This is a genomic window from Thermoanaerobacter ethanolicus JW 200 (genome assembly GCF_003722315.1).
GTDB classification, from domain to species: Bacteria; Bacillota; Thermoanaerobacteria; order Thermoanaerobacterales; family Thermoanaerobacteraceae; genus Thermoanaerobacter; species Thermoanaerobacter ethanolicus.
This window is the reverse complement of sequence record NZ_CP033580.1, coordinates 1,312,466-1,325,527: the sequence shown is the minus strand read 5'-3', so window position 1 is coordinate 1,325,527 and position 13,062 is coordinate 1,312,466. Positions and strand designations below refer to the sequence as shown.

Below are 13,062 nucleotides of genomic sequence, written 5' to 3'. Positions count from 1 at the left end.
ATTGTTTACATATATACAATGAGGCAGGCCTTTGTTTATAAGACCTGCCTCATTTGGAGTTCAGATAACGCAAACCTTGCCTTTTTTCATTACTGCTGAACAGTTGGTCCAAAGTTTCCTCTATAGCCTGCTCCTTTATGCGCTCCTTTAGCACCAAAACCTGCTCCCAAGCCTACACCTGTATTGCCATTGCTATTTTTTCCAAGTCCAAGACCTAAACCTACACCTGAACCTTTACCATATTGACAGGTTCCATCCCATGAATTTATCTTGTCTTCAATGGTTTTTTTGATTGTGTCAGCCCTATCCTGAGTTATTTTACCATCTTTAACTAATTGGTCTATAAACCCTTCTTTTTGCTCAATTAAAGCTTTTTTCAGATTGTCAAGTGTTATGCCATTTTCTTCTGCAATCTGAACTATTGTTTTCCCTGATTGAAGTTCACTTAAAATTTCATCTGCTGTCTTACCAGTCAGTTTTGCAAGAAAATCTGCATTTCTACTCATTCCGTATCTTGGTGCTGTCGTAGAATATTGAGGTGGCGTTGAAGAACTAGCTGTATTGCCAGTTGTGGCTGCATAAGCAGCTATTCCACTTAAAAGCATACCTCCTGTAAGTACTACTGCTACTACCTTTTTGAAATTCATTTAAAACCACACTCCTTTTTTGATTTTTGTTTTTTGTTTTTTATTTGTTACACTTATATAATAACCTTTTAGTTTGAGGTAACCATATTGAATTTGTGAAGGATGTGTGAAAATTCGTTTAAATTAATATGAGTATTGGCAATCTATAAAGTTTTGACAATATAAAAAAGAGATGGCTTCCCACCACCTCTTCTAACAATCAAATATTAAATTCATCAAATCGAATTATTGGAGCTTTGTGGAACACTATTCTGTTGATTATTTTCATTTTGCCATTTACCTTTAAAATCTCTTCTTTTTCCTTCAAAATGTTTGAAAAATCCTTGAGGCAATCCGTTTTGTTCCATATTTTTTACCATTGTATCAATTCTATTTTTAATCGTATTTCCTTGGTCCTGAGTAATAACTCCAAAGCTTACAAATTTATCAACTAATTGTTTTTGCAATTGTGCCATTTGTTTGTAATAATTGATTAACTCATTCTTTTGCTGGTCTGTCAATTTAGATGGATCAACACCTCTCAAAATAAACCCTAATCCATCGTTGCCACCAAACATAGCATAGCCTTTTTTATCAGCATTAGCTATTGCATTATCTATCGCACTTGTGATTTTGTTTGCTTGGTCTTGAGTCAATAATCCTTCAGATACCAATTTGTTTACTATATCCTTCTGAAGTGACGCCATTTGTTTGTATATTTCTGTCAAAGCTGCTTTTTGTTGTTCTGTAAGCTTTGAAGTATCAATTGGGCCTATTCCAAAATATCCTTTGTCAAATCCTCTTCCGCCACCAATGAAGAAGGGAACATTGTCTTGATTTGCTTTAGAAACTTTGCTATCAATGTTTTTAATTATATTATCTGCTTGTTGTTGAGTTATAAGCCCTTCTGATAAGAGTTTGTTTATAAACTCTTTTTCAAGGTCGGCTATTTTTTTGTTGTAATCTGTAATTATTTGCTTTTGCTCTGGTGTAAGCTTTGATGTGTCAATTCCAAAAAAGCCTTTTATGCTGTTTGTCAGTGGTGAATCAGTATTTGCTGCAAAAACTGTCAAAGGAATTGCTAAAGCCAATACAACTGCTAAAACTATTAACCATTTGTTTCTCTTCATATATGGATACCTCCTTTTAAATTTTTCCTTTTCATTCTTTATGATACCCAAATAGTTTGACGTAATTTTATATAATTTGTGAGGAAAGTGTGAAGTTTAATTTTAAATGTTGTAAACTGAGTAAAAAATAATTAAACTAAAGATGGGAGGTGTTTTTTATGCAAAAAGTTTTAGTAATTGAAGACGAAGAAGGAATGAGAGATATTTTAAAAACTTATTTAGAAAATAATGGATATGAAGTATTGGTAGCTGAAAATGGCAAAATAGGGCTTGAATATTTTAATAATAATAAAGATATAAGCATAATCCTTTTAGATATAATGCTTCCAGATATAAGTGGTTGGAGCCTTTTAAAAACAATTAGAGAAAAGTCAAAAGTGCCTGTAATGATGATAACAGCAAGAGGAGAAGAGTATGATAAACTTTTAGGGTTTGAATTAGGAGCAGATGATTACGTTGTAAAACCTTTTAGCCCTAAAGAAGTAATCGCTCGCGTTAAAGCAATTTTGTCAAGAACTTATGGAGCTTCAGAAGAAGATGGGAAAACAGAATATGAAGGAATTTCTATAAATGTAAGTTCTAGAGAAGTCACGGTTGATGGAGAAAAAATTGACCTTACGCCAAAAGAATTTGACCTTTTAAAACTCTTAATAGATAATAAAGGAAAAGTTGTATCCCGCGAAAAGTGCCTTAATGAAGTATGGGGATATGATTTTTATGGAGATTTAAGAACCGTAGACACCCATATAAAACAGTTGAGAGAAAAATTAGGAGAAAAGCGCAAACTCATAAAAACAGTTTGGGGAATAGGTTACAAATTGGATGGTGAATAAATTTGAAAGGAATAAGAAAAAAGCTTTTTATCTCTTACCTTATCATAGGCCTTATAATTTTATCTATGTTTTGGCTTACTCAAGTAGTTTTTATTAATAAGATATACTCTTATTACAAAATAAATCAACTTAAAAATTACAGTGAAAAAATTGTAGAAGCAATAAATAACAACGATGAAATACTTATAAGTAAACTTATCGACAAATCTAGTGCCAGAGTTGTGGCAATAACAGAAAATAACATAATAATCGCGGGAGATAACAGAGGATACGGTAGGGGATTGGGAATCCCTGAAATATTTCTTCGTCCTACAAACACTGTAAAAGTTGTAAAATATGAGCATCCTTTTTTGCATATAGAATATCTTTCTATTGTAAGACCTTTTTTATATAACGGAAAACCCGCTACTTTAATAATGAGCATTCCTATCGCCGCTATAAACGATTCTGTCAATCTTTTTAAGCAAGTTTTTTGGTGGATTTTTGTCATCACACTAATTGCCATATTATCTATATCCGTCTATATGTCAAAAAAATTTACTCGACCCATACAAATACTAAAAAACGCTGCTCACCAAATCGCTTCTGGAAATTTAGATGTCAAAATAAATTACAAAGAAGAAGATGAATTAGGAGACCTTGCAAAATCTATGAACACAATGGTAAAGCAGCTGTCTATTACAGATAAATTTAGAAAAGATCTGATTGCAAATATAAGCCATGATTTAAAAACACCTCTTGGCCTTATACGTGGATATTCTGAAATGCTTTTAGACTACTATGGAGACGATAAAGAAAAAAGAGAAAAATATTTAAATACAGTGATTAAAGAAACAGAGAGAATGTCTAAATTAGTAGACGACGTGTTACAGCTTTCTAAGCTCCAATCAGGAATGGTAGAAATAAAAGAGGAACCTATAGATTTAGAAAAACTTATATTTGAAACTTTAGACATATTTGAAATTCAAATTTTAGAAAAAAATATAGAAGTAAAGCTTAATAATCTTAAGCTTAAGGTAATAGCGGATAGGGAAATGATAAAACGGGTAATTATAAATATAATAAGCAATGCTATGGCGAGTATGGAAAATGGCGGAATTCTTACTATAACTGCAGAGCCTCAAGATAAAGAAATTTTAATTAAAGTATCAGATACGGGATGCGGCATCCCTCAAAAAGATTTAGAGCACATCTTTGACAGATATTATAAAGGAAACAAATCAGGCACAGGGCTTGGACTTGCAATAGTAAAAGAAATATTGACATTGCACGGCAGTAAATATGGAATAGAAAGCAAAGAAAAAATAGGTACTACTTTTTATTTCACACTAAAAGCGGGTTAACCCCGCTCAGTTTGTTGACAAAGTTAAAAAATATTCAAAAGGAGATATTTTGCATCGTCGCTCCGATGTTCCAAAGCGACAAAACTAAAGCTCGACCTTCGGGCTCCGGCAGGGTACCGGGCACAATCGGCATCCATGCCTTAAGGTGCCCGCCTCCGCCATCCATGGCTTCGGCCCTGCCTCCCCCCTCGGTCTTGCTAAGTTTTGTTACCGCTTTGTAACAAGTCGCTCCTTATGCAAAATATCTCCTTTACGAAAGTTTGTCTACAGTCTGAGCGGGTTAACCCCGCTTTCAATCTTTAAAAAAATAGCAAATCAATGTGTCTTATCACATTCCGGTAAATATCGCTAATTGAATTCCCAGTCTTTTCAGCAATGGCTTTAACATCTTCATACTCAGGATACGCTTTAATAAGTTTTCCATTTAAATAGCCCTTTTTAACCCTTACTTTTCCGTAAGGAGTTTCCACAATTGAAAAATCCCTATCCAGTTTATGCCTTAAAACTTCATAATACCTTATGCCAAAAGTAGAAGTTTCTTTAAAAATTATCTCCTTTAATTTATCAGCATTTTCTTTCTCACAAATTACAGTAATGAGCGTACCCGGCCTTTGCTTTTTCATGATAATAGGAATCAAAAACACATCCAATGCCCCGTTTTCAAAAAGTTTTTCAAATAGATACTGATAAAACTCTGGATTCATATCATCTATATTAGTCTCTAAAATCATCAATGACTCAGGTTTTTTTTTACCTCTTCCTCTCCCACATATGTCCTCAAAACATTTGGTATTTCCAAATCTTTGGTACCAGCTCCATATCCTATAGAATTTATAGTCATATCCGGTATACCACCAAATTCATTTACTAAAGTTTTTACAATAGAAGCACCAGTTGGCGTCACAATTTCGCCTTCTATATCGCTTTTATACACAGGTATCCCTTTTAAAAGTTCAGCTGTTGCTGGTGCAGGCACAGGTATAAGACCGTGTTGAGTATCTACAAAGCCTGAACTTACTGGCAATGGAGAAGAAACAATCTTATCTGGCTTTATCATGTCTATAAGTATCGCCGTACCTATTATATCTACTATAGAATCTACTGCCCCCACTTCATGAAAATGCACTTCTTCGGGAGATTTGCCATGCACTTTTGCCTCTGCTTCTGCTAATTTCTCAAACATCTCAATACTCATTTTCTTGACTTCTTTTCCCAAATCACTCTTCTCGATGATTTCTCTCACATCTTTCATATGCCTATGATGGTGATGATGCTTTTCTTCATACAATACCTTAAAAGTCTTAGCACTTATACTGTTCTTTTGCGTTTCACCTATCTCTATATCAAAATTGTCCAAAGCTATCTTCTTTACCTTCTTTTTAAACTCTTCTACATCTACATGAGATAATAATGAAGCAATAGTCATATCTCCAGAAATTCCAGCAAAACAGTCAAAATATAAGACTTTCATTATGATTTCTCCCCTATCCTATTTATTAAACTGGCAGAATAAGCCGCACCAAAACCGTTATCAATATTTACAACACTTACGCCACTGGCACAGGAATTAAGCATAGTCAAAAGAGCGGACAAACCGTGAAAGTTAGCACCATATCCTACGCTTGTAGGTACTGCAATTATAGGAGAGCTAACCAATCCTCCTAAAACAGTAGGAAGTGCTCCTTCCATACCAGCAACTGCAATCAATACACGGCATTGTCTGATTTCATCTAATTTATCTAAAAGCCTATGTAATCCTGCAACTCCAACATCATAAAATCTCTTCACAGTGTTTCCCATAAGTTCTGCAGTAATAGCCGCTTCTTCAGCAACAGGCAAATCAGAAGTTCCAGCAGCCACTACTCCAATTATGCCTTTTGTCTTATTTATTGGCGTATTTCTTATAGAAATTATACGAGCTTCCTCATAATAGACTGCTTTTTCTACTACCTCTTTCACTGCTTCAAAATGTTGTTGTGAGGCTCTTGTCCCTAAAACATCACTCCCATTTTTATACATATTAAAAGCAATTTCTCTAACCTGCTGGGGAGTCTTTCCTTGACAAAAAATCACTTCAGGAAATCCCTTTCTTATCTCTCTGTGATAATCAATTTTAGCAAATCCCAAATCTTCATAAGGAAGTTTCTTTAAAGCTTCTAGCGCTTCATCTATTGATAACTTGTTTTGTTTGAACTCCATTAAAATTTGCAATATTTTCTCATTATACATTTTTTACCACCTTCACATGAGGTTCATTTAAGCTGCCAGTTCTGTATCCTTCTAAATCCAGTGCTACATACTTAAATCCAGCATCTTTAATCCTTTTTACAACTTCCTCCCTTATACCTTCTTCAAAAATTGTCTCCATCTGCTCCTTTGGAAGTTCAATCCTTGCAACATCTCCATGGTATCTCACTCTAAATCCTGAAAAACCTAAGTCTTTCAAATCCTCTTCTGCCTTTTCTACCATAGAAAGCTTATCATAAGTTATCTTTTCTCCGTAAGGAATCCTTGAAGCAAGACATGCATAAGAAGGTTTCCACCATGTAGGAAGCCCCATCTCTTTAGATAAAATTCTTATCTCTTCTTTTTTTATACCACATTCTAACAAAGGGCTTAAAATTCCTAATTCTTTTAAAGCCCTTCTTCCTGGTCTAAAATCAGACACATCATCTGCATTTGTGCCTTCTAGGATATATTTGAAGCCCTTTTCTTCTGCAATAGCTTTAAACCTTGAAAATAAATTGGATTTACATATATAGCACCTATTTAAAGGATTTTTTTTAAATTCTTCTATTTCAAGAATATCATTAAACTCCACAACCAAGTGGGGGAGTCCTATTTTTTTAGCAAGCTCTACAGCTTCTTTTAATTCACTTTTAGGATGCATCGGAGAAGTGGCAGTAACAGCTAATACTCTATTCCCTAAAACATCGTAACTTACTTTTGCCAAAAAAGTGCTATCTACACCTCCAGAAAAAGCAATTAATGCGTTATCTAACCTTGACAAATATTCTTGCAATTTCCTTAGCTTCTCTTTAATTTCTATATTAACACCCCCCTATGGTATACCCATCTATACTGTGTATAACTATTTTATCACATATATTAAAATAAACAAAATGTCAAAGCGCTTAAAAGTAAAGGCCTTTAAGCGCTTTTTAATCTATCTAAATTTTAAAAATCTTCACAGCCTCATCTAATTTCACTGCTACCTCTTCTAAATTCTTAGCTGAATCTGTTAGGTTTTCTACAGCTGAAAGCTGCTCTTCTGTAGAAGCACTTACTTCTTCAGTAGAAGCCGCTGTCTCTTCTGAAATTGCAGAAATACTTTCCATCGATATGACAATTTCATTTTTCTTTTCTTCCATGGCATTCATCAAGGAATTTATATTGTCTATCATTTTTGTAATTCCACTTATAAAAGCTTCAAACTCCATAAAAGCATTTTGCGTATCTTTTACAGCTTGATTTTGTTTTTCAATGCTTTTGTCCGCCGACTGCATAGCATTTGTAGCCATATCAATTGCTTGTTGCATCTTTTCTATTATGTCTTTTATTTGATTGGTAGATTCTGCAGATTGCTGAGCCAATTTTTTTACTTCTTCGGCTACAACAGCAAAACCACGTCCAGCTTCTCCGGCACGGGCTGCTTCAATTGCAGCGTTTAATGATAAAAGGTTTGTCTTATCCGCAATTTCTTCTATCACTGCTGTTATAGCACTTATCTTATGAGAATTTTCCTTGATTTTGTTAATAGTTTCAAAAACATAAAATGTTGCCTTATTTGTCTCCTCTGAACTTTGTTTTAAAGCCTCTAACTTTTTCAAACCATCAGCTTTGACATCTTCTGCTTTATCTGAATATCTCTTCATTTCTTCGGTAGTTTTCAAAATTTCATCTATATCATTTCCAAATTCCGATATCTTTTGTACGCTTACCGATATTTCTTGTGCTTGATCATTAGCCCCTTTTGCTATATCATCTACGGCATTTGCAATATCTTGAACTGATTGTGCTGTTTCGTCGCTTATCTCTCTAAAACGAGTTGATGCTTCTATTAAAGAAACACTCGACTCTTTAACTTTTGTTGCAATAGCCCTTAATTTTTGTACTGTATCATTATATTCCCTTTCTAACACTCCAAATTCGTCTTTTCTTCTTGCATCAATAAAGGAAGTTAAATCTCCTTCTTTTAATTTATTCATGGCTGTTAACATTTTGTAGACTGGTCTTGTAAAGTTTCTAGCAAATAGATAAGCGATAACTAGCGAAATGAGTGAAAATATGATTATAATTGCTATAAAAATATTATTAATTTTTGACACTCCAGAAAGATAATCAGATTTATTTACAATTCCTACGACTTTCCATCCTGTAGTCGGATTAGTATCAAAAATTACAACACTGTCTTCATTGTTGAAGCGTGTTTGTATTTCTCCTTTTTGTTCTTTGAAAACATAATTTGCAAAAGATTGTTTATAGAAATTACTTCCTATCATTTTTTTAGTAGAATCCAAAAAAACTATTCCATTTTTATCGACTAAAAGGACCATGCCATTCTGTCCTATTTTGACATCCTTTAGGAGATTTTCTATACCATATAAATTTAAGTCCATTCCTACAACGCCAACCACTTCATTAGTAAGAGGATTCAACACGGACTGAGATACTGAAATTACATAATTTCCAGTTGCTTCATCTTTATAAGCATCTGTCCAAAAAGGATTTCCATTAGCCTTCACAGCCCCTGTATACCACGGTCTAGTAGTAGGGTCAAAATCAGAACTTAAATCAACATGTGGAAAAGTATAAATTTTTTTATCAGATGTCCCATAATAAATCAAAGAGGCATTAGGAGTCATATTTTTTAAATTTATAAGGACACTGTTTATTTTATCTGTAGTCTCTTCCTCTGTATTTCCTTTAATTAACAAATTAGAATCGCTCTTTGCAAAATAGCTGAGTTTACTTGCAGTATTATCCAAATAAAGATTTAATTCTTGATTAACTGAGCTAACACTATTGCTCATATTAGATAATGTCGAATTAGTAATTTCTTGCGCAGAAAACCTATAAGATATGTACCCGCTTAAAGCCAAAGAAGAAATTACAATGCCAATAATCATTAAACTTAATTTTGTTTGTATTCTCGAAAGTTTTACCTGCTTTTTAAGATTCAATACTTCATTGATATTCCTCATTTTTTTTAAATTTATAGCTTTTTTCAATATATCTCCCCCCAGAGTGATATACTATTTCTTATATCGTCCTGTCCTTGTAAAAAGTTTAATTTCTCCTTGCTCTTTTATAAAATTCAAAAGCATAAATAAAAAATGCTAAAATTGCTAAAGCTAAAGCTATGATCATCAATGTAAAACTATAAGGCCATTCAAAAATTGAAAAAATTATAGCTATATAAAAGAAAAAAGTAGCAGTTTTGCCGTAATTGTTTGCGGGTATAGCAATTTTTTGTTTTTTGTAAAGTATTGCGGCTCCTATTATCATTGAAAATTCTTTTATCATTAAAATAGCAATAATAAAAAAAGGAATTAAATCTTTTATCCATAAACTGGTCAAAACGGTAAGTATCATCAACTTGTCCGCAAGAGGATCAAGTAAAGTACCCATTTTTGTCACTTGGTTATAGTGCCTCGCTATATAACCATCCAAAATATCCGTAATACCTGATAATATAAAAATCAGTGCAGCATAAATGTTTCCTTCAGGCACATAAAAAAAAGTATAAACAAAAAGAGGTATAAGCAAAAACCTAATAAAAGTGAGAAGGTTTGGTATATTCATGTAAACACTCCCTGCCTGTCAAGTTTAATAAAATTATAATACAAAAAAATCAAAAGTAAAAGGCCCTTATCGGGCCATATTTGCTGGGAACTTCATCTCATCCAAAGCTATTCGGAAACTATATCCATCTTCTTCTTTTTTAAAGTCTTCTATGTTGGTAAAACATTTAGCAAAAACGTCATTTTTTGTGTGGACTTCAATATCTCTTAAATTATACTTTAAAGCCGTCCTTCTCAGCAACGAATTAATTATTTCTTGAGCAGTTTCTAATTCTACATTTTCCTTCTTCTCAATATAAATATACATGCTGCTCCTTTTTTGTTGCCAGTCAATATCGTATAACACACAAAAGCCTAATTTCACGCCTTCTTTTGTTTCCAACACAAACATTTTCCTATTCTTCCCAAAAGGTATATTTAAAACATTATCTTTCTCTCGAGATATTTTAAACAAATCAATTAAAAATTTGACCACATTAATGTCTTGCAACCATAAGGAAAATATTTTTTTGTCTTTTTTCTCTAAATCTTTAATTAAAACTTTTCCATTTTCTCCCATTCTCAACACCACCTATCTATAAATATATATTCTTTACAAATTTCAAAAATCCTGCTTAAAAACAGAAAATAATTTTCGACAAATAAACAATATAGAAATAAAAAAGAGGAGAAAGCCTCCTCTTTTACAAAGTCTTTAACTTTATTCTCTATTGCATAGGAACATTTTTTAAAACCTCTGAAAATATGCTTATAAAGGTTGCACCTACAAAAATTATCATTATTATAAATAAAACGACCAAAACTATGTAAGGAAGAAAATATACAAGCACTGCATTCCCCGTACTCATTTTATAATTTTCCTTTATAGCTATAATTTCTAAAACAATTACCCATACCGTAAATATCGCTAAAAATAAATACGTAAGTATTAAGCCAGCTCTTGAATTTAACAAACGTACAAATAAGTTTACAACAACCATAAAAATCATGGGAAGTTTTGCAAACCCTATTGCAGAATACAATCCCTTTGCTGTACCTATTACTACCTCTTCTTTCTCACCGCTTGCCTTTTGTTCAATTTCAGCATTATTCTCTTCAATTTGATCAAAAAATACATTATCTTCCACTTTAGCATACATTTTACCTTCTAAAATTTCCGCTAAAAAGTGATACACTGCTGCATAAACAAAGTAAGTCAAAGGAGCTATAAATATACTCCCAAATACAGCCATCGGAACAAATAAAGCTCTTAGCCTCCCAACATCAGGCATACCTGAGCTGGAAGTAAAAAAATCTGTACCAACCATTGTAAACCTATAATTGCTTGTCACAGTCAATAGTCCTGTAACTATAATGACAACAGCAGCTTGCCAAATCGGTTTTTCCATTACAATCTCTTTTATAGTTTCTACCGGCTGAAAAAATATCCCATATAATCTCTCTAAAAAATTCACTTCTATAACCTCCCAATTTTTTAAATTCAAAATTATGCTTATATAAATTTTACCACACTTTTTATTTTTTTCTTTAAATTTTTGTTAAATTTTTTAACCATGAAGGAAAATAAATTTTTTTGGTGAATTATATATATCGAGGTGATAAAATGCAAGCAGAAATATTAAAAGCTATTCAAACAATTTCAAATCCTTTTTTAGATTATTTTTTTATAGCTGTAACCATGTTGGGAAGCTCAGGTTTTTATTTTATCTTGGATTCGGCAAGTGAATTTACGAAATGCCCAAATAGAGCTATTTGAGGGCTAAATTAAGTGAAAAATTTTTTGCAAAAAATATATGGAGATTCCCCTTTTTCTGATAAAATTTAAGTGACAAACAAAAACACTAACAGAAAGGAGAATCTCCATAATATGAGTTTAACACTTAATCTTACAAAAGAAAAGGGGTTTTCAAAATATATTTTGCCAGCAACTTTTGACAATTTTACAGTATCAAACAATGTAACTTTCACCTATATCCAAGCATTTAAAGAAAAAATCGGCTTTAATAAAATTCTTTCAAGCATATTATCCTTTAAAAAAGCACCAAATGCTGTTTTTCAACCAGCCGAGGTTATTGACTTTATGATTGATTCTGTAATTCAAGGGAATACTCGCTTTCTTCACATGGACCAACTAAGATATGATAATGCATACACAGAAATTAAAGGACATAAAGTTCCCAGCGAAAAAGTATGCAGAGACTTAATTAAAGCCATGCCTGAAAGTTCTCTTGAAGAATTAAGACTTATTAACAAGACTTTGCTTTCCTTGCAATCTAAAGGAACGAAACGTGAAGTCATTATGAATTTTGATGATACAGTTTGTACTATATTTGGAGAGCAGGAAGGTGCTTCAGTAGGTTATAATCCAAGGTACCATGGTCGACCATCTTTCAAAGAGAAAATCGGCATTATTGCTAATACTGATGAACTTGTTAATGTTACTCTTGAAGAAGGTAAACATCACACAAATCATGGTTTCTTAGATTTTGTAAAATCTTGCGAAGAACAGCTTCCTGAAAATTGGATAATTAAGCGAGTACGCGTTGACCGTGGAGCATTTGATTACGATAATATACTGTATTTTGAATCTAAAGGTTATGAATATGTAATGAAAGCTAAAAATCAGGCATGGATCAGATGCTTTATAGACTATGTCAATCAAAGAGAACACCTTTATCCTTGGACTGAAATAGATAAGACCTTTAGTGTAAATGAAATATATGCAAAAATGCCTAAATGGGATAAAGTACGCAGAATTGTGATTATACGCAAAAAACTGCCACAGCCCAAAACAGGGCAGATTTGTATGGATATAGACGAATTCAAATATGAATATCAAGCTATAGTAACAAATATTGAGTACATGACACCTGAAGAGATATTTCATGAATACAACCAACGCTGCGACATTGAAAACAAAATAGATGAACTAAAAGAAGGATTTGCTTTTGATCAAAACAGTCAAAGAAACAAATTTTGCAACGAAATATTTTTGCTTATCAAAATGATCGCTTACAATCTCCATAATTGGTTCAAAAGGACTATCTTGCCAGAGTTTATGAGGCATCATGAGATAACCACAATAAGGCGGATATTATATAATGTACCTGGTAATCTTGTTGGGAAAGGACGTTATAGGCATATACGTTACCCTAATAATCCGTTTCTTAAGACTGTGATAACGTATATACGAAAAGCGCTAATGGTATTTTGCTTAACATAGTAAACACATAGAATATACCAAAAAATATACCAAATGATAGAAACCGCCATATCAAGTAGACGGTTAGCTTTGCTGTACCTTAAAAGAGTAAATTAACCGTAAA

General features: G+C 32.8%; 13 protein-coding genes and 1 pseudogene. 4 read left to right on the top strand and 10 right to left on the bottom strand.

Translation table 11 applies throughout. The features are described from left to right. Positions 1 to 89: 89 nt before the first annotated feature. Both EB239_RS06505 and EB239_RS06500 read right to left on the bottom strand, forming a co-directional pair. On the bottom strand, positions 90 to 647 hold the full coding sequence (locus tag EB239_RS06505; protein ID WP_003870890.1) for a DUF2680 domain-containing protein: 558 nt from the start codon (positions 645 to 647) through the stop codon (positions 90 to 92). Between the two features lie 215 nt (positions 648 to 862). After that, positions 863 to 1,756, bottom strand: a complete 894-nt coding sequence (locus tag EB239_RS06500) for a YckD family protein (protein WP_003870891.1) — start codon at positions 1,754 to 1,756, stop codon at positions 863 to 865. Positions 1,757 to 1,914: 158 nt separating this feature from the next. On the opposite strand from EB239_RS06500, the gene EB239_RS06495 reads away from it, so the two are divergent. Further along, positions 1,915 to 2,589 carry a response regulator transcription factor gene (locus tag EB239_RS06495; protein ID WP_003867722.1) on the top strand — a complete coding sequence of 225 codons (675 nt, stop codon included), beginning with the start codon at positions 1,915 to 1,917 and terminating at the stop codon, positions 2,587 to 2,589. Positions 2,590 to 2,591: 2 nt separating this feature from the next. Beyond that, complete coding sequence (locus tag EB239_RS06490; protein WP_003870892.1) at positions 2,592 to 3,932, top strand: sensor histidine kinase; 1,341 nt, start codon at positions 2,592 to 2,594, stop codon at positions 3,930 to 3,932. 299 nt (positions 3,933 to 4,231) lie between these two features. Here the strand turns inward: EB239_RS06490 and larC (EB239_RS15240) are convergent, their stop codons facing one another. The 8 genes from larC (EB239_RS15240) to EB239_RS06450 all read right to left on the bottom strand — a co-directional run bounded on the left by larC (EB239_RS15240) (position 4,232) and on the right by EB239_RS06450 (position 11,190). After that, complete coding sequence (gene larC, locus EB239_RS15240; protein ID WP_003870893.1) at positions 4,232 to 4,663, bottom strand: LarC family nickel insertion protein; 432 nt, start codon at positions 4,661 to 4,663, stop codon at positions 4,232 to 4,234. Next, a complete protein-coding gene (larC, locus tag EB239_RS15235) occupies positions 4,663 to 5,403 on the bottom strand; it encodes a nickel pincer cofactor biosynthesis protein LarC (protein WP_003870894.1) in 741 nt (246 codons plus the stop codon). The genes larC (EB239_RS15240) and larC (EB239_RS15235) overlap by 1 nt, the downstream gene beginning before the upstream one ends. Further along, positions 5,403 to 6,161 (bottom strand): nickel pincer cofactor biosynthesis protein LarB, encoded by a 759-nt coding sequence (gene larB / locus EB239_RS06475; RefSeq protein ID WP_003870895.1) that lies wholly within the window; start codon positions 6,159 to 6,161, stop codon positions 5,403 to 5,405. The genes larC (EB239_RS15235) and larB overlap by 1 nt, the downstream gene beginning before the upstream one ends. Then, positions 6,154 to 6,954 (bottom strand): ATP-dependent sacrificial sulfur transferase LarE, encoded by an 801-nt coding sequence (gene larE / locus EB239_RS06470; protein WP_003870896.1) that lies wholly within the window; start codon positions 6,952 to 6,954, stop codon positions 6,154 to 6,156. The genes larB and larE overlap by 8 nt, the downstream gene beginning before the upstream one ends. Positions 6,955 to 7,102: 148 nt before the next feature. Next, on the bottom strand, positions 7,103 to 9,163 hold the full coding sequence (locus EB239_RS06465) for a methyl-accepting chemotaxis protein (protein ID WP_003870897.1): 2,061 nt from the start codon (positions 9,161 to 9,163) through the stop codon (positions 7,103 to 7,105). 58 nt (positions 9,164 to 9,221) lie between these two features. Next, complete coding sequence (gene pgsA / locus EB239_RS06460; RefSeq protein WP_003870898.1) at positions 9,222 to 9,737, bottom strand: CDP-diacylglycerol--glycerol-3-phosphate 3-phosphatidyltransferase; 516 nt, start codon at positions 9,735 to 9,737, stop codon at positions 9,222 to 9,224. 66 nt (positions 9,738 to 9,803) lie between these two features. Further along, positions 9,804 to 10,295: a hypothetical protein gene (locus tag EB239_RS06455; protein WP_003870899.1), complete on the bottom strand. Its 492-nt coding sequence runs from the start codon at positions 10,293 to 10,295 to the stop codon at positions 9,804 to 9,806. A 148-nt stretch (positions 10,296 to 10,443) separates the two neighbouring features. Beyond that, complete coding sequence (locus EB239_RS06450; RefSeq protein WP_003870900.1) at positions 10,444 to 11,190, bottom strand: Yip1 family protein; 747 nt, start codon at positions 11,188 to 11,190, stop codon at positions 10,444 to 10,446. 149 nt (positions 11,191 to 11,339) lie between these two features. Between EB239_RS06450 and EB239_RS06445 the strand changes: the two are divergent. Continuing rightward, a pseudogene (locus tag EB239_RS06445) lies at positions 11,340 to 11,444 on the top strand (phosphatase PAP2 family protein); the annotation flags it as partial. A gap of 159 nt (positions 11,445 to 11,603) precedes the next feature. Continuing rightward, positions 11,604 to 12,959 carry an IS1380-like element ISTps2 family transposase gene (locus EB239_RS06440; protein WP_129545114.1) on the top strand — a complete coding sequence of 452 codons (1,356 nt, stop codon included), beginning with the start codon at positions 11,604 to 11,606 and terminating at the stop codon, positions 12,957 to 12,959. The last annotated feature ends 103 nt before the right edge of the window (positions 12,960 to 13,062 follow it).